Source organism: Pseudomonas sp. B21-047 (assembly GCF_024748775.1).
In the GTDB taxonomy this organism is placed as follows: Bacteria; Pseudomonadota; Gammaproteobacteria; order Pseudomonadales; family Pseudomonadaceae; genus Aquipseudomonas; species Aquipseudomonas capeferrum.
The window spans coordinates 2,597,774-2,623,759 of record NZ_CP087169.1; the positions used below are offsets into that span (position 1 = coordinate 2,597,774).

Here is a 25,986-nt window from a genome sequence, read left to right on the forward strand (position 1 = left end):
CCCCACCCTCCCGGCAGCAGCTGCGACTTGGCTCCTTTCATAGTGCATATGCTTCAGGTGCCCCAGACGCCGGGTATTCGGCTTGTTCCATTTCATAGCGCCTGTTTTCAGATTCTCGCTTACTTCACAACTCGAGGGGCTGAGAGGCGTTCGGCGCAGCACGAGGCAAAGTTCAGCCTAACGCGCATGTGGCTGTCCTCGCGGCGAGCATAGAGACATTAGTGTGGTATTTCTGAAACACCACACTAGCGCTCAGCTGCAATTATCAAAAACAGCAGTTGTCATCTTGGCAAAGGGGCGCAAGGGCGCCTCTGCGGGTTGTCAGCAAAGGTGGGAGCACGAAAAATGTCGGGAGACTACTGTCATTTTTATCAGTTGTCAGGGCGTTGTGTGTCGCGAATGCTGTCATCGCAGCAGGCGGAAAATTCAAGCACTGAATGTCTCAAGAGGTGGATGAAATGACCAACGCGAATAATGCCGTGACAATTGCCAAGGATGTTGAAGGTCTTTATTGTAATTTTCAAAAAATTGATTGCATTAAAGTAAATCCGATGACCGGGAAAGGGGGGTTGAAACTTCCGCTTGCGATGTTAGGTAGTGAAGAGGGTGGGGCGTTATTCGAGCTGGCCATAAGCTCTCCTATTGACAGCCCTGATGTCAGCCTGCTGCCAGTGGGTTCCTGGACGCAAGAATTAAAACTGGTGACGTGGGACGAAGAATGTCGCAGCGGCGAATATGAGTACACGTTGGAATTCGAAGGACTTCTGCATCCGGATGGTCGACGGGTCAGTACGTCTTTGAATAACCATGGGCGCCAAGAGGGCGCTGGTTTTTTGCTGGACGCCAGTGTGTTTGCCCAGAAAAGGGTGGAGTACGCAAACTCCCAAGAACGCCGTGAGCGGCTTGTCGGTGAGGCACAGCTTGACAGCATGTCGGAACATGAGCTTGCCGAGCATCAGCAGGAATACTCTTATTACCATGAGTTGGACGAATGTCAGGTGGCGCTTATCTCAAAAAATGGTGCTATCTACATATTCGATTGTTGCGGTGAAGGGCACCCCTCGGAAGTGTCCAACGTATTGTTGACGCGTTTCGTACCTGCCGTAGGCAGGTCGCTGACTTTTACCTGGGGCGAAAGGCATTCACGCAAGCCACGACTGCTCTCAATCGCCGACGACCTTGAGGATTTAGTGCAGCTTAAGTGGAAATCGGATACGCAGTTTTCAGTAGATGTCTACCCCACCGCTCAGCACACCATCACATACGATATAAAAGTCGAAGAAAACACCTGGGTGGTAAAGGTGCTCGGGGGCGATGCGCTGGCAGAAGAGCAAACCTATCGGATCGATACAAGTAGCGGCAGAATCAATGGCGTGAGCCTTGAGACCCAATACGGTACGGTCAACAAAAAAGCAATGAAAAGGATCGATGCGGAGACATTGAAGTACAAGGGTGAAAAAGTTCAATGTCATACCGTTTCCCTCGCCGATGGCCTCGATGTGCTGAGTCGTGAATATACCTATGAGGTTGATAAGACGACTATTGCGTTCAAGCGAAGCGATACAAAGGTCACGACTCAGGTCCTGGAGTACAAGGACGGCGTGCAGACGTCAGAAACGTTGACATCCGCAAGTGGAGCGACTACTTCCCGGCGTCATGAGGTCGAACTGGATGAAGCGTCTGGCACAGCCACTCTGACAACGACGTGTAAAACCGGCGAGCATGCCGAGCAAAAAAGTGTAATGAAAATCGATGCGCTGGGTAACTTGGTGCGCCTGGAGGAAGGCGGGCAAATTACTGAATGGACCTATTATAAAAATTATAAGCATTATGAGGTGGAGGAATGGAGGGCCGTGCACGCCGAGGCCGGTTTCGGTGCGTGGATGTATCGGGCCTTATTCGGCATGCAATACACCGACTTGTTACCCCTGGAACTGGGTGGCGATCGGGGGTTAACCAGTAGTGTCTGGACGCTCTCGTCGGTTCGTGCATCGCTTGCACATAGCGATTACGGTAAAGCTACATTCAACCTGCCAATAAAGATTGAGTACCCTGGAGACGGCAACGGGCTTGTTGCTCATGTTGAGTCGCAGAAGGTCAGTCACGTGGTCGATGGCAAGCCACAGGTCCAACACGTCACCTATTATGGCTATGAGACCTTGACCCGAGCGTCAATCGACGGCATAGCCACAACGACGCTTGTCGTGCCGACACACCGACTCATGGTGCTAGGGCCCAATTTGGAAAGTGTAGACCTCAGCACCAGACATTTTGAATTGGCAGCAAGCGCTGCGGGGGACTGGCTTACGACATTGGATGAACAGATCAAGAAAGCCTCTTCGGATGACGAGAAGTCAGAATACAGTGCGCAGAAGAAAAATCTTGAAGCGAGCCTGAGAGCACAAAGCGTACTCAATGCTAATGGTTTCAAACTTAAGAATTGGAACGCAACACGGATTCAAGTCGAACGGCTCGAATACAGTGCGGATGCAAGCAAGCCGGATTTCGGTCAGGTCACTTCGCAGACGGTTTACCTGCTTGATAAAACAGGCAAAGAGATAGCCGGTTCACGTAAAAAAACTTCGATTGTCCGTGCTGTGGATGCTCAGAATAAACGACAACGCACCCTTAGCACCACCCTCGAAGTCGGAGGCACTCAGTACGCATCGAGCCAGACAATTACTGGTTATAATGACCAGGTGGTGCAGACAAAAGACAGCAACGCCCTGCAAACCGATTGGAGTTTTACCGACGGGGGGTTGCTTAAAGGTGAGCAGTACAGCCAAGGCGACGAAGCTTCAAGCAAAATGAAGTACTCCACCGCACTGCTGAGCAATGGGCATATTCGCTATCAGACAATCGACAGCGAAACCAACGCAGGTCAACGTGTGACAGTGGATGCTTTGGGGCGTGAGCAAGAGGTGCGACGTTGTGTGGACGGAACGAATTGGCTGTTGTGGGCAAGCATAACCCGCGATGATAAAGGGCGGGTGAGCAGCCTCGTCGAGTACGATTACGATGGGGCAGGCACGCGACTATCTAGCCAGACTACCCAGTGGGCAGCTGATAAGGACAAGAAACGCTGCACGGTGACACATATACTGCGAGATGCTGAAAATAAAGAGGTTAACCGGAAATCGAAAGTTGTGGCGGCGACCAATGAGGGCACCCGTGTTACCCATGGCTCATTCGAATACAGCAGTCAGTACGACGCTGCGACCCAAAGCCTTACCTTTACCCAAGCTAGCAGCAGTGACAAGACACGCCAATTGAAACGCACCTTGGCGTTTACCTCCGACGGTGCACTCCAATCCTTCACGTCGCGTTCATGCAGTGGCAATAAGGAAACAATCATCAATCAGGTGGCCTATGGCTATAATTCAGCAGGATTGCTCAACAGCAAAACGTCGAATTCGCAGCCGTCATCAACCTACGAATACGATGCATTTGGGCGGGTAACCAAACAGGTTAGTAATGGCATCGAGCTGCGCAGTGAATACTCACAAACCCATCTTAGCCCTGATGCGACCCTGACCACTGTTCACGGAAGCGACGCCGCCGCCATTACCCTGGGCAGTCAGACCCTCGACAGCCTTGGGCGAGTCTCTACCCGCACGGTTAATGGTGTTTCACAGGAATTCAGCTATCCCGGATCCTCCAGATCGAATAATGCTCCTGCCCTCACGGGGCCCGCAGCAATGGCAGGCTACGTGTCGCGATGGAACATGGATACCATTACCTATACTGAAACGTGCCCCGTACACGATAGTTCGTCTGGCGCTAAGGCCGCAACGTTATCAACGTCGTCCCGTTACAGTCTACGCGGTCGGTTGTTGGACGTGACGGATATCGGCGGCACGGTCACCCACTACGCGTATGATGCGTATGGGCGACTGAGCGGTTTGAGCAGCGAGGCATGCAAGACTTCCTTTACCTATGCGGATGACGGCCATCTCAAGGAGGAAACGGTTAAGGATGAGGCGGGCGGTCGCACCGTAACAGTGGCGTATGCTTATGATGAAATGGGTAACGAAACGTCTCGTACCTTCAGCAGCGAAGGGATGCCCACTCATGTCATGGAACGCAAGCTGACATCAGCGGGTAAGTTAAAAGAAAATACGTTGAAGGTAGCCAGCAAAGAGCACTTCAAAGAAACATTTGGGTACGACGTGCAGGGTCGCCTGATCACCTGGAGCACCACGGGCCAAGGGTATGTTCACAATACAAACACTGTCCATGAGCAGGCATTCAGCTACGATGTACTGAGTAATGTTATTTCTAGTAATCTCCAGGCAAGACCTGCTTCGCCCGGCTCCGCCAGTTGGCGTGCACACATCGATCGTGAATTTACTGAAAAAAAACCAGGCTTGCTGAGCAAGCACGGCTCAACCGTCATTAAGAGTGACGATAAGGGTCGATGGAATGGGTTTGGCACCAGTTATTATGAGAATGGGCAAGTCAAAACGTCAGAGTGGCGTGGCAATGTCTATGCTCCCGGCAAAGTGAGCGTGACTTTCGGCTACGATGACCTCGGTCGAGTTCGGGGCCTTTATACGGCTGGTAATAATGACTCCACCCGAGGTTTCCAACTTCATTATCGGGGTGGCAAAGTGTACGCTCGCTCACAGGTAACATCGAACACTACTATGTGGCGCGGTGTCACGCAGCGACAGCTGATTCTGCTTAACGAGAGCCCGGGGTGTTACCTGCAACAGCGGCGTGATAAAAAGGGTGGAAGTCAGCCGTCGGTATCATGCACGTTCGAACTTCGTGACGCGGCCGGCACTGTGTTCGCTACGGTCGACCAGAAGGGGGCAGTCAGTTACCATACTTACTCACCCTATGGCTACGCTGATGCAGGCGACGAGTGGGAGAATTGGCTTGGCTTCAAGGGCGAGGTGTTGTTACCGGACGACACCTACTATTTGGGCAACTATCGAGTATACGATCCTAAGTTGATGTCATTTCGCACGCCGGATAGTTGGAGTCCATTTGGAGCCGGTGGACCCGCGGCGTATGCATACTGCGCGGGTGATCCGGTCAACTACCATGACCCGAGCGGTCATCAGGTCGTTGCCCAGTACAGCCGGCAAGAAGCGATACCGGCAATGTATACCAAGGAATTCCGTATCGCGATGTCTGTGCTCAATGTTGTGGTGGCTCCCTTTACGGGAGGCGCTAGCCTAGCTGTGGCAGCCGCGACGACGGGGTTGGCACTGGTATCGGCCAGTTTTGAAATCGCTTCAGTCATGTTGGAAGACAGCGATAAAGACTTATCAGCTGGGTTGGCTGTTGTAGGGTTCGGTTTTGGTCTGGCCAGCATGGCTGCTGGCATGTCGGGCGGCGCAGCGGCCGCAGCGTCGCGGCCGTCCTCCACGAGATTTGTCCTTAACCGGACAATGGGCGGAGGATCGAACTTTAGAAACTTGAGTCGAGACATCAGGCTCTTTGAAGATGTCCATAAGGGCAGGCCTCGGCTTGTAATTGAAGGGCATGGTGGGCCCGGTTATATCGATGTGAATGGGAGTTCAATGAATGCATACGACTTTCTTGATTATATGGATCACCATAATGTTAATTACCACGGTTATGAGTTAAAGTTGCATGTTTGCGACTCGGCGACTATCAGTAAGTATTCGGGGAGCAGCTTTGCCAGGGACTTAGCCATGAAGCTTGGGGTTGAGGTAAAAGGTTACAGAGGGCCAATGGAAGTCGCTGGGCTGGTTGGGGAAGCTAGGGCGTCAGGCGAGGCCCTGACCAAATTCGATGTCGTGCATACATATCAGGAAATTGTAGATATCGTTGGAGTCGATATTGCGAGGGCCAACTTGCAGCCTAGGAAGGTGGAGTGGGTGTATAAGGATCACGCTTATGTATTGGGTGCGGATGGCAAGCCCATGCTGGAGCGACATGAAAACTTCAAACCTGTTACTTATCATGTTAACCCTAGAAATAGGTGGATGCCGGTCGAACGTATACACACTTTCACTTCGGAACAGCTAATGAAGCGTTACCTGAAGAACCCCACCATTTACGAAGACCCACTCGGGCGCTCATCTCCGGTGAGGATAGATGACTATGACCTGACGTGAGGGAAGGTGATGGATGCGCAACGGGCGTAGCGCTCGTTGTCTTTCCTTGCTGATGATGCACAAGGCCGTCACCCTGACGGCCTTGTCGTGAATGATCAACTGCGGTCAATCTTGCTTTTTTCACCTGATCGCTGTTGCTCTATAGCGGACCTTTAGACTGTATTTCCCCTGTCTTTACGTGTATGTAAACTTGTGCGACCCTCGTGTTCTTTGATTATGCCCAAGCCTCTTTAATGCAGACTGCGGCGGCACAGTGGCCCATTACACTGCCCGTGCCAGAGCATGCGCTGGAGTACAAATGGCACGACATATCCCCATAATAAATGCCCAAGACCCGTTGCATGAATCCCGCCAGGCCCGCCTGAAGCTGGCCAGCGAAGGCGAGCTGCCGCTGGGGATGCTGCGCGACGAGATCGACGCGTCCTGGCGCCGCAGCCTGGGCCATGGCCTGGATTGCCTGCAGGGCGAGCAGGTCGGCCTGGGGCTGGAGCAGGGCCACGACCTGCGCATGCTGCTGGAGCGCAACCGCCTGCTGGTCGACGCCGTCACCCCGGAACTGGACTACCTGGTGGCACGCCAGGGCAAGGCGGGCATCGTCATCCTCGGCGACGCCCAGGCCAACGTGCTGGCCATCGAAGGCCAGACCCACGTACTCAGCCGCGAGGGCCTGCGCGACCTGCACCCGGGCAGTTGCTGGAGCGAGTCGCTGCGCGGCACCAATGCCATCGGCACGGCCGTGGTGGAAGGCCGACCGACGCTGATCAACTGCGGTGAACATTACCTGGACCGGCTCAGCCCATTCTCCTGCACCTCGGTGCCCCTGCGCGACCCGCGTGGCGAGGTGATCGGCGTGCTCGACATCACCCGCGAAGGGGTGATGGCGCAACCGCAGGACAGCCTGTCGACGCTGATGCTGGCGGCTGGCAACATCGAGAGCCGTATGTTCGGCCTGTGCCACCCGGACCAACTGGTGCTGGCCTTCCACAGCCGCCCGCAGTACCTCAACAGTTGCTGGCATGGCCTGCTGGCACTGAGCCTGGACGGCGAAGTACTGGCCGCCAACGACAGTGCCTGCCAGTTGTTGCAAGTGCCGCGCCTTGAGCTGATTGGCCGGCGCAGCACGGACCTGCTCGGCGAGCGTTCACCTGCATTCATCGCACGCCTGTGGCAGGGCGGGGTGAGTAGTGTGCAGACGGCCAAGGGGGCGTTCTACTTCCGTGCCCTGCAGCTGCCGCGCCATGGCCGGGTCAATGGCAGTACGCCGGCCAGCAAGCCGACGCTGAGCAAGCAGTCGCCAGCACTCGACGCCCTGGCCGGTGGCGACCCAAGGCTGGCGCGCAACCTGCGCATGGCCCGCCAGGGGCTGGGCAATGGCCTGCCGGTGCTGCTGCTGGGCGAGACCGGTACCGGCAAGGAGGTGGTCGCCCGGGCCTTGCACCAGGCCAGCCCGCGGGCCGACAAACCGTTTGTGGCCGTCAACTGCGCAGCCATCCCCGAAGGTTTGATCGAATCCGAGCTGTTCGGCTACCGCGAGGGCGCCTTCACAGGTTCCCGCCGCGGCGGCATGGTCGGGCGACTGATGCAGGCCCATGGTGGCACGCTGTTCCTCGACGAAATCGGCGACATGCCGCTAGCCTTGCAGGCGCGCCTGCTGCGGGTATTGCAGGAGCGCCGGGTAGCGCCGTTGGGGGCGGGTGACGAGCAGGACATCGATGTGGCGCTGATCTGCGCCACCCACCGCGACCTCAAACGCCTGGTGCTGGAACAGCATTTCCGCGAAGACCTGTACTATCGGGTCAACGGTGTGTCGCTGCGTTTGCCGGCGCTGCGCGAGCGTGATGACCTGGCGCAGATCATCCAAAGCCTGCTGGACAAGTCCGATGCCCGTGGCGTAACCCTGGACCCGGCTCTGACCACATTGCTCGAAGGCTTCGACTGGCCGGGCAACATTCGCCAACTGGAAATGGTAGTGCGCACGGCGCTGGCCATGCGCGAGGACGGTGAACAGGTGCTGACCCTTGACCACCTCACCGATTGCCTGCTGGACGAACTGGCGAGTGGCACGGCGCCCTCCGGTAGCCTCAAGGACAACGAATTGGAGCTGATTCGCGGCGCCCTGGCGCGCCATCAGGGCAATGTTTCGGCCGCGGCTGAGGCACTGGGGATCAGCCGGGCGACGCTGTACCGCAAACTCAAACAGTTGCGCGGCTGAACCATGGGCCCATTGTTCGCAAGGCTGGTGGACTCCAGCGACCCTGTACTCATGCGCCAGGCGTTGGCCTGGCTGTATGGTTTCGTGCGCCCCCATCGGCGCGCCATCGGGCTGTTGCTCGGTTTGTCGCTGGGTGCCTCGCTGCTGGCGCTGGCACAGCCCTGGCTGGTCAAAACGCTGATCGACGAGGGGCTGTTGGCCAAGGATTACCAGACCCTCTGGCACATGGCGGCGATCATGATCGGCGCGGGCCTGCTGGGCACGGTGCTGGCCGGGGTCAACCGCTACCTGCATACGCGCCTGTCGGGGCGCATCCTGTTTGCCCTGCGTGATGACCTTTATCGGCACCTGCAGCAGTTGTCGCCGACGTTCTATGGGCGGCGGCGCATGGGCGACATTCTTTCGCGGCTGGATGGCGACGTGGCAGAGATCCAGCGCTTTGCCGTGGATTCGCTGTTTTCCGCGGTTTCGGCGGTGATTGGCCTGGTGGGCGCGGTGGCGTTGATGCTGATGCTGTCGTGGCAGCTGTCGCTGTTGCTGGCGCTGCTGGTGCCGATCGAGGTGCTGTGGCTGCGCTGGATGCGGCGCAAGGTGGAGCGCGAAGTGCGCAACCTGCGCGAGCGCTCGGCGGATGTTTCGTCGTTCCTGGTCGAGACCTTGCCGGCGATGAAGTTCATTCAGGCGGCCGGCCAGCAAGGCCGCGAGGCAGGGCGGCTGGATCAGCTTGGCCAGGGTTACATGCGCCAGTTGCTGAAGGTGCAGGTGACCGAATTCTTCACCCAGGCCATCCCCGGCACGCTCACTTCCTGGTGCCGCGCTTGCGCGTTTCTGGTGGGCGGCTGGTGGGTGATCCAGGGGACGTGGCAGTTGGGTGCGCTGATCGCTTTTTCCACCTACATGGGCATGGCGGTAGGCCCGGTGCAGAGCCTGCTGGGCCTGTACGTGGCGGTGCAGCGCATGGCAGTGAGCCTGGGGCGGGTGATGGAGCTGAAGCGCGAGGCCGTGGCCGTGCGCCCGGCAGCCAACCCGCAACCCATTCCGGACGGGCCGGGCGAATTGCGCCTGGAGACGTTGAGCTTTGCCCATGAAGGGCGGCAAGGTACCGTGCTGGACAACGTGCAGCTATGCGTGCCGGGTGGCCTGAAGGTGGCCATCAGCGGTGCCTCGGGGGTGGGCAAGTCGACCCTCATCGACTTGCTGCAGCGCTTCTACGACCCGGACGCCGGACGCATTCTGCTGGATGGTACTGATCTGCGCGAACTGGACCTGGCCGCGCTGCGCCGTCGTATAGCCGTTGTCAGCCAGGACATCGTGCTGTTCCGCGGCACGCTTGCGCAAAACCTGGCCTACGGCGTGCCGGAAGCCAGCCGTGCAGAGCTGGAGCGTGTGGTGAGCCTGGCGCGACTGGACAGCCTGGTCGAAAGCCTGCCGTTGGGCCTGGACGGCTTGCTGGGCGAGCGGGGCCAGCAGTTGTCCGGCGGCCAGAAGCAACGCATCGCCATCGCCCGTGCGGTACTGCAGGCCCCGGCGATTCTGGTGCTGGACGAGGCCACCTCGGCAGTGGACGAAGCCACCGAGCGCGAAGTGATCGCGGCCATCGACCAACTGTTCGCCGGCCGCACGCGCATCCTGATCAGCCACCGCGCGTCGATACTCGCCGATGCCGACCTGCACTTGCAGCTGCATGACGGCCAGTTGCGGGTGCTGCCGCAGGAGGTGATCAAGCATGGGCACTGACTTGCGTATGGGCATCATCGACAGTGGCTGTTCGCCGCAGCAGGCCAGCGGTTTGCTGGGCGCCCGGCGTTTCTGGCTGGAGGACGGTCAGCTGCGTGAAGGAGAAATGCTGCCCGACCAGCTAGGGCATGGCAGCGCGGTACTTGCCAGCTTGCAGCGTGAGGCCGGGCCGATGCCGGTACTGGTGGCCCAGGTGTTCAGCGACCAGGCCAGTACCAGTGCCCTGCAGGTGGCTGCGGCGCTGCTGTGGCTGGTGGAGGCGGGGGCTACGCTGGTCAACCTCAGCCTGGGGTTACAGCACGACCGGCCCGTGCTGCATCAGGCCTGTGCCGAAGCGCTGGCTTGCGGTGTGTTGTTGTGTGCATCCAGCCCGGCACAGGGTGGACCGGTGTACCCGGCCAGCTACCCTGGGGTGATCCGGGTTACCGGTGATGCGCGTTGCGCGCCCGGCCAGTGGTCCTGGCTTGGCACCCGGCAGGCAGCTTTCGGCGGTTATGTAGGTGCGGGCGGCAGAGCGGGCGCGAGCTTGGGCTGTGCAGCTTTGAGCGGCAGGATTGCGGCGTTGCTGCGTGACGAACCGGGTATGGATCGCCAGCAGGTCCATGACTGGTTGCGCGATCACGCGACGTTCATCGGCCCTGAACGACGAGGTGCCAGCCGTGGCTGATGCGCGCATTGTGGTGCTGGGCGCCGGCCCTGCAGGTGCTGCCACGGCCATCGGCTTGCGGCGGCTGGGCTACACCGTGACGGTGGTGTCGCAGTGGCGCCGTTTCGCGGCAGTTGAAGGGGTTTCGCAACGGGTGCTGGAGGGCTTGCGGCATGCGGGCCTTGGTGGGGCCTTGAGCCAGGCGGCCATGCCGGCTACCCGGCAGGTGCACTGGAATGGCCAGCACCTGCACATGAACCAGGAATTTCTGCTGGATCGACAGCGGTTTGACCGGGCGCTGCGCGAGGACCTTCAGCGTGCGGGCGTGAGTGTGGTCGAGGGGCGGGTGCGCGAGCTCGTGCACGAGGGCGGTCATCGTGTTCGTCTGGACGATGGGCAGGTACTGATCGCTGATTTTCTCGTTGAGGCCCGAGGCCGTCAGGCACCGCTGGCCGCGGACCGCCTGCGCGGGCCGGAAACTGTCAGCCTGCTCAATGCCTGGCAGGGTAGCCCAGGGGCGCCTGCCTCGGCAGTGGAAAGCCTGGAGGATGGCTGGGCGTGGATGGCGCGGCTGGAGGATGGCCGCTGTTACTGGCAAGTCACGCTGGACGCCGCTGGGCTGCCGGGCAAGTCCGAGCTGGCCGCCTACTGCGCTGAGCGCCGAGGTCAGAGTTCTCTTGTAGCCGAACTGTTCGGGGCGCGAGCTCTGGAGCCGGCGCAGGTGCATGCACGCAGCAGCACGGCAATTTTGGCGGGCGATTGCGTCGGGGAAGACTGGCTGCGGGTAGGTGATGCCGCCATGGCGGTTGACCCCTTGTCGGGGAATGGCATTTTCCAGTCACTGTCTTCCGCGCTGCAGGCGCCTGTGGTGATCAACACCTTGCTGCGCAAACCCGAACGCGCAGGGCTGGCGCGCCAGTTTCATCAGCAGCGGATCGAGCAGTTGTTCCTGCGCTTTGCTCGCATTGGCCGGGATTTCTATGCCCAGGAGCAACGCCGGGCGGGGCAACCGTTCTGGGCCCGGCGTCAGGGCTGGCCGGATGCCCAGCCGCTGCACCTGAGCGCGGACTGGCGCGCGGTGCGAGTGGCGCGGCAGCCGGTGCTGCGTGACGGGCTGGTGGATGAGGCCGAGGTCGTGGTGACGACGGACCAGCCGCTGGGGGTTTGGCATTTGCAAGGTGTGGAGCTGGCGCCGATAGTTCGCGTGCTGCAGGCCGGCCAGGCGCTCAGTGTCGTGCTTGAGGGGCAGCAGGTCGAGCATCAGAAAATGCTGCGACGTTGGCTCACAGAGCAGGGCTATGCCTGAGAACCCAGGGCTGCATGGCGGCCCCAGGGTCCCGAATCGGAGCCTCTGAACTGCTATTCGCTTGCCCCCCGGGGTTGCAGGTCAGAAAAAGGTCCCGACCACCAACTGCATATAGGTGCCGGTGTCACGGCTGCCCATCTGCGTGCCGCCATTGGCCACACTGCGCTCAGGCTTGTAGAACCCCACCAGCGGGCTGATCAGCAGGTGGTCGTTGACCATCCACTCCACATACAGGTCCAGCTCCCGCCCGCCGAGGTTGCCCTGGTCGGTGTCCAGCGTATCGAAGTCGAAGTACAGCGCGCCGACGGTCAGGTTGTCCCGTGGCTTGCCTTTGAGCGCCACGTGGTGCACCTGGCTGTTCTTGTTGAACGGCCCGGCATAGTTGGCCGCCACTTCACCCTGGAACCAGGTACCGTAGCCTCGGCTCAGGCCATAGAACAGCGGGTCGAAGCCTTCGGAGAAGCGGCTGTAGCGGTAGGTGGCAGTGGGTGACCAGGGCAGCTCGGAGAAGGTCCAGTTGCCCTCCAGGTACCAGGCATTCTCGCGCCCGCCGGTTTTGTCCTGGGTCACGTACTCGGCAGCCAGCTCGAGGTCTTTCACGCCCAGGTTGCCACGCCCGCGCAGGCTGGCGGTGTCCATGCCGTCGCGGTGCTCCAGGCCCATGATCTGCGCGTAGCGCTGGTCTACGTCCAGGCCGCGGATCCAGCTGAGGCCAACGGTGCCGGCCTCGGCGACGTGTTCCAGGTTGGCCACCGCCAGGGAGGTGTCGGCCTGGTAGTGGTTGTCGGACTTGAGCCACATCAGGTCGCCGCGCCAGCCCTGCTTGCCGCCCAGGCGCAGCACGGCGGTGCGGTCGAAGGCTTTGCGCGCGGCCAGGTAATAGGCGCCGCCGCGGTCAAAGTTGGCGCCCAGGTCGACCTTGCCCAAGTTGACCGGGTCGCCCTGGATCAGGAAGCCATCGCCCAGGCTGACCACCTGACGGCCGCCAGAGAGGTCGATGCCATCCTCGCCCAGTGCTGGGAACAGGTTGGCCGAACGCCAGCCCAGGTACAGGTCTTCGATGGCCGTGCGGCGTTCATCGCCCAGGGTCAGGCCAGCGGCGTCGCCATCGCCCCAGGTGGCGGAACTGAGCAGGTTGAAGGCGCCATACAGTGCGCCGTTGTCGGCCAGGGCCTGGCTGGCACTGAGGCCGTACTTGACGTAGCCCTCGCGCCAGTTGCTGCTGCCGGGTTGGCGGTTACCGGCCTGGTTGTAGCTTTCGTCGCTGTGGAATGCACCGAACAAGGCTTCGAGGTCGGCGTCGAGGGTGGTGCCGTTTTGGTTGTACAGCGCGTGGGCCTGGGCGGCAGGTGCAGCCAACAGCAGGGCCAATGTGCAGGCGAGTGTGTGCCTCATGGTGTGCTCCATGGTTCTTTATTGTTGTTTTTGCGCTGCCTGTGCCGGCCGATTCGCCGGTGAACCCGCTGCCACAGGTACCTCACAGCTTTCGCGTTCAGTGGTGTACCTGTGCAAGGGCCGGTAGCGGCTGAAGGTCAGAGCTTGATCAGCACCGACTTGAGTTCTGTGTAGTGCTCGATGGCCGCCGCACCCATTTCGCGGCCGACGCCGGACATCTTGTAGCCACCGAATGGCAGGGCAGGGTCGAGCGCGCTGTGGCAGTTGACCCACACCGACCCGGACTTGATCCGCGGAATCATCCGATGCACCGCCCCCAGGTCGTTCGACCAGATGCTCGCCCCCAGCCCATAGGGGTTGTCGTTGGCCATGCCGATCACCTCGTCGATGTCATCGAACGGCATCGCCACCAGCACCGGCCCGAAGATTTCTTCCTGCACCAGGCGGTGGCGCTGATCGACATCGACGATGACGGTCGGCTTGACGAAGTACCCCGGCCCGAAGCTTTCGCCACCGCAGGCAATGGTTGCGCCCAGCTCGCGGCCGAGCTCGATGTAGCCGGTGACGCGGTCCTGCTGCTTGGCCGAGATCAGCGGGCCCATTTGCACCGCTGGGTCCAACCCGCTGCCGAGCTTCATGCCGTTGGCAATGCCGGCGATGTCGGCCACCACGTTGTCGAAGTGCTTGCGGTGCACGTACAGCCGCGAGCCTGCGCAGCACACTTGGCCCTGGTTGAAGAAGATTGCCGTGGCGGCGCCGGCGGCGGCTTCTTGCAGGTTGGCGTCGGGCATGACGATGGTCGGCGACTTGCCGCCGAGTTCCAGGGTGACGCGGGTCATGTTGTCCATGGCCGCCTTGCCGATCAGCTTGCCGACTTCGGTCGAGCCGGTGAAGGTCAGCTTGTCGACGCCCGGGTGACGGCTGAGCGCCGCACCGGCATTCAGGCCGGTGCCGGTAATCACGTTGAGCACGCCGGCCGGGTAGCCGGCTTCGTCCACCAGTTCGGCCAGTTTGAGCGCGGTCAGTGGGGTTTCGTCGGCGGGCTTGAGCACCACCGTGCAGCCGGTGGCCAAGGCCGGGCCCAGCTTCCAGCAGGCCAGCAGCAGCGGGAAGTTCCAGGCGACGATGGCGCCCACCACGCCAACCGCCTCGCGGCGGACAAAGCCGTGGAACTGGTCGTTGGGCATCAACGGCATCGAAGCTTCGACGGTGCTACCCTCGATCTTGGTGGCCCAGCCGGCCATGTAGCGCAAGAAATCGATGGCCAACTGCACGTCCATGACCTTGGCCACGGCGGCGCTCTTACCGTTGTTCAGGCACTCAAGCTCAGCCAGTTGTTGCGCATCGCGCTCCATGAGGTCGGCCAGACGCCACAGCATGTTCTGGCGCTCTCGCGGGCGCAGGCGGCTCCACGGCGAATCGTCGAAGGCCTGGCGCGCGGCACGTACGGCGCGGTCGACATCTTCGGCGTCGGCGGCGGGCACCTCACCGAGCACCTCGCCAGTGGCCGGGTTGCGAAACGACAGGGTGCGCCCGCTGGCGGCGTCCTGCCAGTTGGCGCCGATGCGCATCTTCAGCTTGCGTTCGAGGAAGGCGCGGGTGGCGGGCAGGATGGGCAGTTCGGAAAGCATGGGGCAGTGCCTCTTGTCATTGGAATGTGAGAGGCGGTTGCGCAATGGCCGTGCCAAGGTCGCCGATTGGCTGCAAGGGCTTGAGGCGCTTGGGGTTTGCCGCCGTGCAAGGTTGCGATTGCAGGGTTGCGCTGTTGCACATTGAGACGCTGTGAGACGGTGGTGAAACACTGCCTGCACTGGCCTCTTCGCGGGGCAGGGCCCTGTCTCAACATGAAACACACTGTCGCGAAATGGCACGCTCCGACAAGGCTCAGGTTCGCCTTCACGACCGTTATAAACCTACTAAGAGGTTGAAATTCAACACATTTGAAGCAGGTGGCACAGTTCCTGTATCGCCAGAGTCACATGCACATCTGCTGTACCAAAGCGTGCAAAAACGATAAGAACAACAACCGTGGAGGTCTGACCTTGAAGACGACTCGACTCCGGCGGCATGCGGGCAAACTGGCGCTGGTCGCCGCCGCGCTGCTGAGCACCCAGGCCATGGCGGCCGAGCAGGGCCCGAGCCTGTTGCAAACCAAGTGCATGGGTTGCCATATCCCCGAGGGCAACGACAACTACAGCCGCATCAGCCATCAGCGCAAGACGCCCGAAGGCTGGCTGATGAGCATCGCCCGCATGCAGGTCATGCACGGCCTGCAGATCAGCGACGATGATCGGCGCACCCTGGTCAAGTACCTGGCCGACAAGCAGGGCCTGGCGCCCAGTGAAACCGACGGCGTGCGCTACGCCATGGAGCGCCGGCTGAACACGGTCGAGCACTTCGACCAACAGCTCAGTGAAACCTGTGGCCGTTGCCACTCCGGTGCCCGGGTCGCCTTGCAACGCCGCCCGGCCCAGGAATGGGAACACCTGGTCAACTTCCACCTCGGCCAATGGCCGTCCCTCGAATACCAGGCCCAGGCCCGCGATCGCGACTGGCTGGAAATCGCCCTCAAGCAAATGGTGCCGGACCTGGCCAAGCGCTTCCCGCTCGACAGCCCGGCTTGGGCCCAATGGCAGCAGGCCCGGCCCAAGGCCGATGCGTTGCCAGGGCAGTGGGCGTTCAGCGGCCACATGTTGGCCAAAGGCGATGTCCGCGGGGTGATGACTGTCAGTGCGGGGGAGGGCGACACCTTCAAGGTCGAGGTCAACGGCAGCTACGCCGACGGTACGCCGTTCACGGGCAGCGGCTCGGCGATTCTCTACAACGGCTATGAATGGCGCGGCAACGTGAAAGTCGGCGACAGCAACCTGCGCCAGGTATTCGCGGCGCTGGATGGCGAGATGAAAGGCCGCATGTTCGAGGCCGATCACGATGAGCGCGGCCTGGATTTCAGCGCCGTGAAAGCGGACAAGGCACGCCTGCTGGCAGTGCAGCCGGCGTACATCAAGGTGGGTGCCGAAAGCGAGATCACCCTGGTCGGCAGCGGCCTGTCGGGCAAGCCGGAACTGGGCGCAGGTGTTGAAGTGACCGAAGTACTTGAGGCCACGCCGACCCTGATGCGGGTCAAGGCGCGCGCGGCGGCAGACGCCAAGCCAGGCCAGCGAGAAGTGGCGGTGGGCGCGCTCAAGGGCGTCAACCTGGCGGTGTACGACAAGGTCGATGAGGTCAAGGTGGTGCCGGCGTTCTCCATCGCCCGCATCGGCGAGAACGGCGCTTCGGTACCGAAGGTGCAAGGGCGTTTCGAAGCCGAAGCCTGGGGCAAGGACGCCAGCGGCCAGCCGCTGCGCATCGGTTACCTGCCGGCCAAATGGAAGGTCGAGCCGTTCAACGAGCGTGCAGTCGAGGACGAGGACGTCAAGTTCGCCGGCCAGATGCAGGCCGACGGGGTCTTCGTGCCCGGCGGCGCAGGGCCTAACCCGGCACGCAAGATGATGACCAACAACGCGGGCAACCTGAAGGTCATTGCCACCCTGGCTGACGGCGGCCAGACCGGCGAGGGCCACATGATCGTCACCGTCCAACGCTGGAACAACCCGCCCTTGCCATAAGGCAGGTGTGAACGCGTTTTCCAACGGATCGATTATCGGAGGTCGCCATGGGCGCACAATTGAACCTGGTCGAACGCAACCTGCACGAAGTGCAGGTCGATGCCGACCGCATGCTGTTTCATATTCCCAGCAGCTCGCTGTTTGCCACTGACGCGGTAACCGGCGGCATCATCGACACCCTGCGCCAGCAAGGCTGCTCTGCCGAAGAGCTGATGCAGCGCCTCGGCCAGCAGTTTGCCGGCGTCGATATCGAAGAGACCCTGCGCGAGCTGATCGCCCTGGAAGTGGTCAGCGACGGCTCGCCACTGACGCCGGAAATCGCCCTCAAGCAGGTCGAGCGCACGGCGTTGAACACGGTGGTGCTCAACGTCAACACCGGCTGCAACCTCAGTTGCACCTACTGCTACAAGGAGGACCTGGACAAACCTTCGGCCGGCAAGAAGATGAGTACCGCCACCGCCGAGGCATCGGTGGAGATGCTGCTCAAGGAATCGCCCGACGAGCAACGCTACAGCGTGGTGTTCTTCGGCGGTGAGCCGTTGTCCAACCGGCCTTTGATCGAGCACATGGTGGCCTACTGCGAGCGGCGTTTTGCCGAGGCTGGCAAGCAGGTGGAGTTCATCATGACCACCAACGCCACCTTGCTGACCGAAGAGATCATCGACTGGCTCAACGCCCATCGCTTCGGCTTGTCGATCAGTATCGACGGGCCCAAGACCGTGCATGACCGCAACCGCATCACCGTGGGCGGGCAGGGCACCTACGACGTGGTGCGGCGCAAGGTCGAGATGCTGCTGTCGCGCTACAACAGCCGCCCAGTGGGGGCGCGGGTGACCCTGACCCGTGGTATCACCGATGTCGAGACCATCTGGCATCACCTGTTCAACGAGTTGGGCTTTGCAGAGGTCGGTTTCGCTCCGGTGACCTCTGGCGACCTGTCGGCGTTCAACCTCACCGGCGACGAGCTGGTGCAGGTGTTCGCCAATATGAAAACCCTGGGCCGACGCTACCTGGAAGCAGCGCTGGAGCACCGCAACATCGGCTTCTCCAACTTGCACCAGCTGATCACCGACATCCACGAAGGCCACAAGAAAGCCCTGCCATGCGGCGCCGGGTTGAAGATGCTGGCGGTAGACCACGAAGGCGAGCTGAACCTGTGCCACCGCTTCACCGGCTCCAGCCTGCCGACCTTCGGCAATGTGCACCAAGGCGTCAAACAAGCGCAGCTCAATGACTTCCTGTCGCAACGCCTGGACCGCAGCAATACTGGGTGCGAAAGCTGCCGTATCCGCAACCTGTGCTCCGGCGGCTGCTACCACGAAAGCTACGCACGCTACGGCGACCCGCAGCACCCCACCTACCACTACTGCGAACTGATGCGCGACTGGGTCGACTTCGGCATCGAAGTCTACAGCCGCATCATGGCCGCCAACCCGGCCTTCATCGACCGCTATATCACCCCGCGGAAGGCGCACTGACATGAAGCACTTGAAGCCCCTGAACAACAAGGCGCGCATCCTCGAACAGGCCGCTGCCGAAGACCGTGTTGAAGAGGTCATGGCGATGAGCGCGGTGGCCGGCTGTACCGCCACCACCGACCCGGGTTGGGAGGTGGACGCCTTTGGCGGCGTGAGCTCACTGTGCCAACCCATGGAGGCCGACCTCTATGGCTGTTCTGACCCCTGCTGGTGGCCGGCTCAGGTGCCGGACATGATGAGCACCTACCAGGACTGGAATGCCCAGGCGACCAACTCACAGGACGACTGGCGCAACCTTGGCACCGTGTTCCCGAAAGACAAGTGACCGGCCCAACAAGAATGACAAGGGGAAACCGCATGAAACCTGGACTCTGCGCGCAGCTCGCGCTCACCGTCGCCACCACGGCCAGCGCCTGGGCGGTACAGGCTGACGACACCGGGCCGGCCTTGAAGGCTGGCCATGAATACTTGATCGTGACCAACTACCCGAACAACCTGCACGTGGTCGATGTGGCCACGGATGCGGTGTACAAGAGCTGCCGCATGCCTGACGCGTTCGGCCCCGGCACCGCGATGATGGCGCCCGACAACCGCACCGCCTATGTGCTCAACAACCATTACGGCGACCTCTACGGCATCGACCTGGACACCTGCAAGACCACCTTCCACGCCAGTTTGTCCAGTGTGCCCGGGGAGGTCGGCAAATCGATGTATTCCTTTGCCATCAGCCCGGACGGTAAAGAGGTGTATGCCACGGTCAACCCGACCCAGCGGCTGAACGATCACTATGTGGTCAAGCCGCCGCGCCTGGAGGTGTTCCGCACCGCCGATGGCCTCGATGCCAAACCTGCACGTACCTTCCCGATGCCGCGCCAGGTGTACCTGATGCGCGCCGCCGACGATGGCAGCCTGTTCGTGGCCGGCCCGGACATCTACAAGATGGACGTGCAAACCGGCAAGTACGAGGTGGCATTGCCGTTGCGCAACTGGAACCGGCCCGGCTACAGCGCCCCGGACGTGCTGTATTTCTGGCCGCACCAGAGCGCCCGGCACGAGTTTTCGATGCTCTATACCATCGCCAAGTTCAAGGACGACAAGCAGGACCCGGCCACCGCCGAGCTGCTCTATGGTTACCTGAGTGTGGACCTGAAGACCGGCAAGACCCACACCCAGGAGTTTGCCGACCTGACCGAGCTGTACTTCACCGGGTTGCGTTCGCCGAAGGATCCGAACCAGATCTACGGTGTGCTCAACCGCCTGGCGCGGTATGACATCAAGGAACGCAAACTGATCAAGGCAGCTAACCTTGAACACACCTATTACTGCGTGGCCTTCGACAAGAAGGGCGACAAGCTGTACCTGGGCGGCACCTTCAACGACCTGGCGGTGTTCGACCCGCAGACGCTGGAGAAAGTGAAGAACATCAAGCTGCCGGGTGGGGACATGTCGACCACTACGCCGCAGGTGTTTGTCAGGTAGGGCGGATAAACCCGCTCCCGCAGGGCGTGCAGTACCTGTGGGGGCGGTGTTGCCTGCGCAAGGGCCGGCCAATCAACACAAGAACAACAAGAGCGCACCCATGACCCAGCCAAGCTACTCCCAGGGCGACCAGGGCAAGGCCTTGCTTACCCAATGCATCGGCGACGCCTTCGACACCACCGTGGCCCGCTTCCCCGACCGCGAAGCCCTGGTCGTTCACCACCAATCATTGCGCTACACCTGGCGGCAACTGGCCGCAGCCGTCGACCGGCACGCCCGCGCGCTCATGGCCCTGGGCGTGCAACCGGGCGACCGCCTGGGCATCTGGGCCCCCAACTGTGCCCAGTGGTGCATTACCCAATTCGCCAGCGCCAAGGTCGGGGCAATCCTGGTCAACATCAACCCGGCCTACCGCACAAGCGAACTGGACTACGCCCTGGTCCAGTCGGGTTGCCGTTGGGTGATCTGCGCCGACGCCTTCAAGACTTCCGATTACCACGCCATGCTGCTCGGCCTGGTCCCGGGCCTTGCCCATGGCACGCCGGGCGCACTGGCCTGCGAGCGCTTCCCCGAACTGCGCGGGGTGGTGAGCCTGGCTGCGGCACCGCCGCCGGGCTTTATGGCCTGGGACGCCTTGCAGGCTCGCGCCGATGCGGTCAGCGCCGAGGCCCTTGCGGCGCGCCAGGCGCAACTGCACTGTGACGACCCGATCAACATCCAGTACACCTCCGGCACTACCGGCTTCCCCAAGGGCGCCACGCTGAGCCACAGCAACATCCTCAACAATGGCTACATGGTCGGCGAAAGCCTCGGCCTGACCGAGCATGATCGCTTGGTGGTGCCGGTACCGCTGTACCACTGCTTTGGCATGGTCATGGCCAACCTGGGCTGCATGACCCATGGCAGTACGCTGATCTACCCCAACGATGCGTTCGACCCGTTGGCCACGTTACGCGCGGTCGCCGAAGAGAAGGCCACGGCACTGTACGGCGTACCGACCATGTTCATCGCCGAACTGGATCACCCGCAACGTCACGCGTTCGACCTCTCGAGCCTGCGCACCGGCATCATGGCCGGCGCCACCTGCCCGATCGAAGTCATGCGCCGGGTCATCGACGAGATGCACATGGCCGAGGTGCAGATTGCCTACGGCATGACCGAAACCAGCCCGGTGTCATTGCAGACCGGCGCCAATGATGACCTGGAACGGCGGGTGAGCAGTGTCGGGCGGACCCAGCCGCGGCTGGAGAACAAGGTCGTCGATGGCGATGGCCACAGCGTGCCGCGCGGTGAGATCGGCGAGCTCTGTACCCGTGGTTACAGCGTGATGCTGGGCTACTGGAACAACCCCAAGGCCACGGCCGAAAGCATCGATGCCGAAGGCTGGATGCATACCGGTGACCTGGCGGTGATGGACGAGCAGGGCTATGTGCGCATCGTCGGGCGCAGCAAGGACATGATCATTCGGGGCGGCGAGAACATCTACCCGCGTGAGCTGGAGGAGTTTTTCTTCACTCACCCGGCGGTCGCCGACGTGCAGGTGATTGGCGTGCCGTGCAGCAAGTATGGCGAGGAGATCGTTGCCTGGGTGCGGTTGCATCCGGGGCATACGGCCACTGAAGACGAGCTGCGCGAATGGGCAAGGGCGCGGATTGCCCATTTCAAGGTGCCGCGCTACTTCCGTTTTGTCGATGAGTTCCCGATGACGGTGACCGGCAAGGTGCAGAAGTTCAGAATGCGCGAGATCAGCGTCGGGGAGCTGTCGGCTGGTTAATGCGTGAAGGAAATCGACCTTTCAGCCCTGCAGCAGGTCAGGGCTATTGAAATTGCTCAACCTGCGGTCATCCTCGGCACACTCCAGCCCCTGCACCGGCTCAAGCAGCAGGGCCTTCTGCAAACTCCGCTCACCGGCCGCCCAGGCCTGCTGCAGCATCGGTAACAGCCTGCGCGGCAATACACTGAACATCGGTTGCCAGTAACCGCCCTGGCGCACCATCGCCGCACTGTTGCCAGTCACGGCCAACTGCAGCAATTCCTCGATCAACACTAGGTCGATCAGCGGCGCATCGCAGCCCAGCACCACCACCCATTCGTGCCGCGCCGCGGCAAGGCCGGCGATCACCCCGGCCAACGGCCCGGGGAAGTCCGGGTCGGCGTCCCCGACCAACTGGTCGGCATAGGCCCGATAGGCCGCCTGGTTGCGGTTGCAGGATATCACCAGGTCATCGCTCAACGGCCGCACCACGCGCTGTACATGCGCCACCAGCGGCTCGCCCTTCCAGGCCAGCAACCCCTTGTCGCGGCCGCCCATGCGCTGGCCACGGCCGCCGGCGAGGATGAGAACAGAACAGCAGGGCAAGGGGGGGCAGGTCATCGGGCAGTTTCCAAGGTTCAAGGCTTGGCAACCTCCCATGCCTGGAAGTGAATGTCCAGATTGGCAGAACAACAGGGTGCGCGACCTGACATTTTTACCAGTTGTGGGCTTACCCCAATGGGCCCCTAAATACGCCGACGGCGCTGTCCTGGGGACAAGCCTGCAAACCAAGGAGCGAGTCTATGAACAAAGGCGAACTGACCAAGTCCATCGCGGAAAAGGCAGAAGTCTCAAAGTTGAAGGCTGCAAAAGCCCTCGATGCTTTCATTGAAGAAGTTACCCAAGCGTTGAAGACGGGAGACCAGGTTGCCCTGGTTGGCTTCGGTACGTTCAAGTTGAAGCACGGGCCTGCTCGGGTTGGCCGAAATCCTCGGACCAAGGCGCCGCTGAATATCCCTGCAGCAAACAAGGCTGCTTTCACAGCGGGCACGAAGCTAAAGGCGGCGGTTAACAAAAAGTAGCGGGTTAACCAGAACAGGAGCGTTGAGCGCAATGCCAACGCTCCTGTTCATCGGCTTACCCCGACCTGTCAGCCTTCAGTGGCGTGGCTGGCTCGCGCCTCAGGCTTGGCCTTACCCCGCCCGGCCAGGCGCATCACCACCACGAAGAACACGGGCACGAACACCACCGCCAGGGTTGCGCTGAGCATGCCGCCGATCACCCCGATACCAATCGCCTGCTGGCTCGCCGAGCTGGCGCCGGTGGCGACGGCCAGGGGGACCACGCCGAGGATGAAGGCCAGCGAGGTCATGACGATCGGCCGCAGGCGCAGGCGGGCTGCCTGTACCGCAGCGTCCACGGCATCGACGCCCTGGTCCATCAGGCTCTTGGCGAACTCGATGATGAGGATCGCGTTCTTTGCCGAAAGGCCGATCAGGGTGATCACGCCGACCTTGAAGAACACGTCATTGGGCATGCCGCACAGGGTTACGGCCAGCACCGCACCGAGCACACCGAGCGGAACTACCAACAGCACGGCGGTCGGGATCGACCAGCTTTCGTACAGCGCTGCCAGGCACAGGAACACCACCAGCAGCGACAGCGCCATCAGCATCGGTGCTTGGCTGCCGGACAGCCGCTCTTGCAGGGACAAGCCGGTCCACTCCAGGCCCGCACCGGCGGGCAGTTGCGCGACCAGGCGCTCGACTTCGGCCATGGCTTCGCCCGAGCTGTAGCCCGCGGCCGGTTCACCGGAGATCGAAACCGCCGGGTAACCGTTGTAGCGCGTCAGTTGTACCGGGCCGCTGACCCATTTCGCCTGAACGAAGGCCCCCAGCGGTACCATCTTGCCGCTGCTGTTGCGCACGTGGATTTTCAGCAGGTCTTCGACCTGGCTGCGCTGGTCGCCCTCGGCCTGCACCACCACCCGCTGCATACGGCCCTGGTTGGGGAAGTCGTTGACGTAGCTGGAGCCTACGGCGGTATCCAGCACCGCGCCGATGTCGGCGAACGACACACCCAGGGCATTGGCTTGGCGACGGTCGATTTCCAGTTGCACCTGTGGGCTTTCGGCCAGCGAAGCCTCGCGCACGTTGGTCAGCACCTTGCTCTTGCCGGCATTGGCCAGCAATGCATCGCGCGCGGCCATCAGTTCAGTGTGGCCCATGCCACCCCGGTCCTGCAGGCGGAACTCGAAACCGGTCGACTCACCCAGGCCATCGATAGGGGGCGGTAGTACAGCGTAGGCCACGGCATCCTTGAGCTGGGTGAAAGCCATAGTGGCGCGGTCGGCGATCGACTGGGCGCTGTCGTCGGCACCGCGCTCGGACCAGTCCTTGAGCGTGGTGAAGGCCAGCGCCGCGTTCTGCCCGCTGCCGGAGAAGCTGAAGCCGAGGATCAGCGTGGTGTTGCCTACGCCCGGTTCTTCGGCGTTGTGCGCCTCGATCTGGGCGGCCACCTGCTCGGTGCGCATACGGCTGGCACCGGGCGGCAGCTGGATGTCGGTGATGGTGTAGCCCTGGTCTTCGGTCGGCAGGAACGCTGTGGGCAGTTGGCTGAAGCCATAGCCCAGCACGGCCAGCAGCACGCCATACACCAGCAAGTAACGGCCGCTGCGTTTGAGCGCGTGCACGACCCAGCGCTGGTAGCCGTTGCTCATGCTATCGAAGCGTCGGTTGAACCAGCCGAAGAAGCCCTTGCGTTCGTGGTGCTCACCTTTGGCCAGCGGCTTGAGCAGGGTGGCGCACAGGGCAGGGGTCAGGCTCAGGGCAAGAAACGCCGAGAACAGAATCGACACCGCCATGGACACCGAGAACTGCTGGTAGATCACCCCCACCGAACCTTTCATGAAGGCCATTGGCAGGAACACCGCCACTAGCACCAGGGTGATGCCGACGATCGCCCCGCTGATCTGGCCCATGGCCTTGCGCGTGGCTTGCTTGGGCGGCAGGCCTTCTTCGGCCATGATCCGCTCGACGTTTTCCACCACCACGATGGCATCGTCGACCAGGATGCCGATGGCCAGCACCATGCCGAACAGGGTCAGCACGTTGACCGAGAAGCCCATGGCCATCATCACGGCGAAGGTGCCCATCAGTGCCACCGGCACCACCAGCGTCGGGATCAGCGTGTAGCGAAGGTTCTGCAGGAACAGGAACATCACCGCGAACACCAGCAACATGGCCTCGAACAGGGTGTTGATCACCTGCTGGATGGACACCTTGACGAAGGGCGAGGTGTCATAAGGGATGTCGTATTTCACCCCCTCCGGGAAGTAGCGCGACAACTCCTGCATTTTCGCCCGCACCAGGTCGGCGGTTTCCATGGCGTTTGCGCCGGGGGCCAACTGCACGCTGAAGGCGGTGGCTGGCTTGCCGTTCAGGCGCGTGCCGTACTGGTATTCCTGGGCGCCGATCTCGACCCGGGCGACATCGCCGATGGTCACGCTGGAGCCGTCCGCGTTGGCGCGCAACACGATGGCCGCGAATTCCTCGGGGGTGCTCAACTGGCCCTTGACCAGCACGTTGGCGGTGATTTCCTGGGTGCCACGGGCGGGCAGGTCACCAATGCTGCCGGGGGCGACCTGGGCGTTCTGTGCGCTGATGGCGTCGGCTACGTCGTTAGGCGTGAGGTTGAAGCCGATCAGCTTGCTCGGGTCGATCCAGATCCGCATGGCGCGCTCGGAGCCATACAGCTGGGCCTTGCCGACGCCTTTGAGGCGACGGATTTCGTTCATCACGTTGCGTGCGAGGATATCCGACAGGGCGGTTTCGTCGAGCTTGCCGTCTTCCGAGGTCAGGGTGGCCAGCAGCAGGAAGCCGGTGGATACCTTTTCCACTTGCAGGCCCTGCTGGGTCACGGGGCGGGGCAGGCGCGACTCGACCACCTTCAGGCGGTTCTGCACATCGACCTGGGCCAGGTCAGGGTGGGTGCCAGGCTCGAAGGTGGCGGTGATGGTGGCGCTGCCCAGGCTGCTTTGCGACTCGAAATACAACAGGTTGTCGGCACCGTTGAGCTCCTGCTCGATCAGGCTGACCACGCTTTCGTCCATGGTCGCCGCCGAGGCGCCAGGGTACACGGCATAGATTTCCACCTGTGGCGGGGCCACGTTGGGGTACTGGGCCACCGGCAACTGCGGGATGGCCAAGGCACCGGCCAGCAGGATGAACAATGCGACAACCCAGGCGAATACCGGGCGGTCAATGAAGAATTGCGGCATG

Annotated in this window: 15 protein-coding genes; 11 read left to right on the top strand and 4 right to left on the bottom strand. The window is 61.6% G+C overall.

Features of this window, described 5'->3' with window-relative positions:
* Positions 1-458 precede the first annotated feature (458 nt).
* From LOY26_RS11925 to LOY26_RS11945, 5 genes are all read left to right on the top strand, one after another.
* The gene (locus LOY26_RS11925; RefSeq protein WP_258714797.1) at positions 459-6,092 is read left to right on the top strand and encodes an RHS repeat-associated core domain-containing protein; all 5,634 of its coding nucleotides are present in this window, start codon (positions 459-461) and stop codon (positions 6,090-6,092) included.
* Positions 6,093-6,390: 298 nt separating this feature from the next.
* Positions 6,391-8,304, top strand: a complete 1,914-nt coding sequence (locus LOY26_RS11930; protein ID WP_258714798.1) for a sigma-54-dependent Fis family transcriptional regulator — start codon at positions 6,391-6,393, stop codon at positions 8,302-8,304.
* Between the two features lie 3 nt (positions 8,305-8,307).
* The gene (locus LOY26_RS11935) at positions 8,308-10,041 is read left to right on the top strand and encodes an ABC transporter ATP-binding protein (RefSeq protein WP_186659141.1); all 1,734 of its coding nucleotides are present in this window, start codon (positions 8,308-8,310) and stop codon (positions 10,039-10,041) included.
* Positions 10,031-10,708, top strand: coding sequence for a peptidase S8 and S53 subtilisin kexin sedolisin (locus LOY26_RS11940; protein WP_186663632.1), 678 nt, complete (start codon positions 10,031-10,033; stop codon positions 10,706-10,708). Before LOY26_RS11935 ends, LOY26_RS11940 begins: the two co-directional genes overlap by 11 nt.
* Positions 10,701-11,993, top strand: a complete 1,293-nt coding sequence (locus LOY26_RS11945) for an NAD(P)/FAD-dependent oxidoreductase (RefSeq protein ID WP_186663633.1) — start codon at positions 10,701-10,703, stop codon at positions 11,991-11,993. Before LOY26_RS11940 ends, LOY26_RS11945 begins: the two co-directional genes overlap by 8 nt.
* 81 nt (positions 11,994-12,074) lie before the next feature.
* Here the strand turns inward: LOY26_RS11945 and LOY26_RS11950 are convergent, their stop codons facing one another.
* Positions 12,075-13,388 (bottom strand): hypothetical protein, encoded by a 1,314-nt coding sequence (locus tag LOY26_RS11950; RefSeq protein WP_186663634.1) that lies wholly within the window; start codon positions 13,386-13,388, stop codon positions 12,075-12,077.
* A gap of 137 nt (positions 13,389-13,525) precedes the next feature.
* Entirely contained in the window at positions 13,526-15,019 is a 1,494-nt protein-coding gene (locus LOY26_RS11955; RefSeq protein WP_186659123.1) for an aldehyde dehydrogenase, read from the bottom strand.
* Positions 15,020-15,430: 411 nt separating this feature from the next.
* On the opposite strand from LOY26_RS11955, the gene peaA reads away from it, so the two are divergent.
* The 5 genes from peaA (at position 15,431) to LOY26_RS11980 (ending at position 21,727) form a co-directional block, all read left to right on the top strand.
* The gene (gene peaA / locus LOY26_RS11960) at positions 15,431-16,996 is read left to right on the top strand and encodes a quinohemoprotein amine dehydrogenase subunit alpha (RefSeq protein WP_258714799.1); all 1,566 of its coding nucleotides are present in this window, start codon (positions 15,431-15,433) and stop codon (positions 16,994-16,996) included.
* A 47-nt stretch (positions 16,997-17,043) separates the two neighbouring features.
* The gene (gene peaB / locus LOY26_RS11965) at positions 17,044-18,474 is read left to right on the top strand and encodes a quinohemoprotein amine dehydrogenase maturation protein (protein ID WP_258714800.1); all 1,431 of its coding nucleotides are present in this window, start codon (positions 17,044-17,046) and stop codon (positions 18,472-18,474) included.
* Position 18,475: 1 nt separating this feature from the next.
* Positions 18,476-18,799 carry a quinohemoprotein amine dehydrogenase subunit gamma gene (qhpC, locus tag LOY26_RS11970; protein WP_008091708.1) on the top strand — a complete coding sequence of 108 codons (324 nt, stop codon included), beginning with the start codon at positions 18,476-18,478 and terminating at the stop codon, positions 18,797-18,799.
* A gap of 32 nt (positions 18,800-18,831) precedes the next feature.
* Positions 18,832-19,953 (top strand): quinohemoprotein amine dehydrogenase subunit beta, encoded by a 1,122-nt coding sequence (peaD, locus tag LOY26_RS11975; protein WP_258714801.1) that lies wholly within the window; start codon positions 18,832-18,834, stop codon positions 19,951-19,953.
* Between the two features lie 100 nt (positions 19,954-20,053).
* Positions 20,054-21,727, top strand: a complete 1,674-nt coding sequence (locus tag LOY26_RS11980) for a fatty acid CoA ligase family protein (RefSeq protein WP_186663638.1) — start codon at positions 20,054-20,056, stop codon at positions 21,725-21,727.
* Positions 21,728-21,748: 21 nt separating this feature from the next.
* Here the strand turns inward: LOY26_RS11980 and mobA are convergent, their stop codons facing one another.
* On the bottom strand, positions 21,749-22,327 hold the full coding sequence (mobA, locus tag LOY26_RS11985) for a molybdenum cofactor guanylyltransferase MobA (protein ID WP_186663639.1): 579 nt from the start codon (positions 22,325-22,327) through the stop codon (positions 21,749-21,751).
* A gap of 182 nt (positions 22,328-22,509) precedes the next feature.
* Between mobA and LOY26_RS11990 the strand changes: the two genes are divergently transcribed.
* Positions 22,510-22,788: an HU family DNA-binding protein gene (locus tag LOY26_RS11990; protein WP_258714802.1), complete on the top strand. Its 279-nt coding sequence runs from the start codon at positions 22,510-22,512 to the stop codon at positions 22,786-22,788.
* A gap of 68 nt (positions 22,789-22,856) precedes the next feature.
* Here LOY26_RS11990 and LOY26_RS11995 read toward each other — a convergent pair whose 3' ends face one another.
* Positions 22,857-25,985 carry an efflux RND transporter permease subunit gene (locus LOY26_RS11995; RefSeq protein ID WP_186663640.1) on the bottom strand — a complete coding sequence of 1,043 codons (3,129 nt, stop codon included), beginning with the start codon at positions 25,983-25,985 and terminating at the stop codon, positions 22,857-22,859.
* Position 25,986 lies beyond the last annotated feature (1 nt).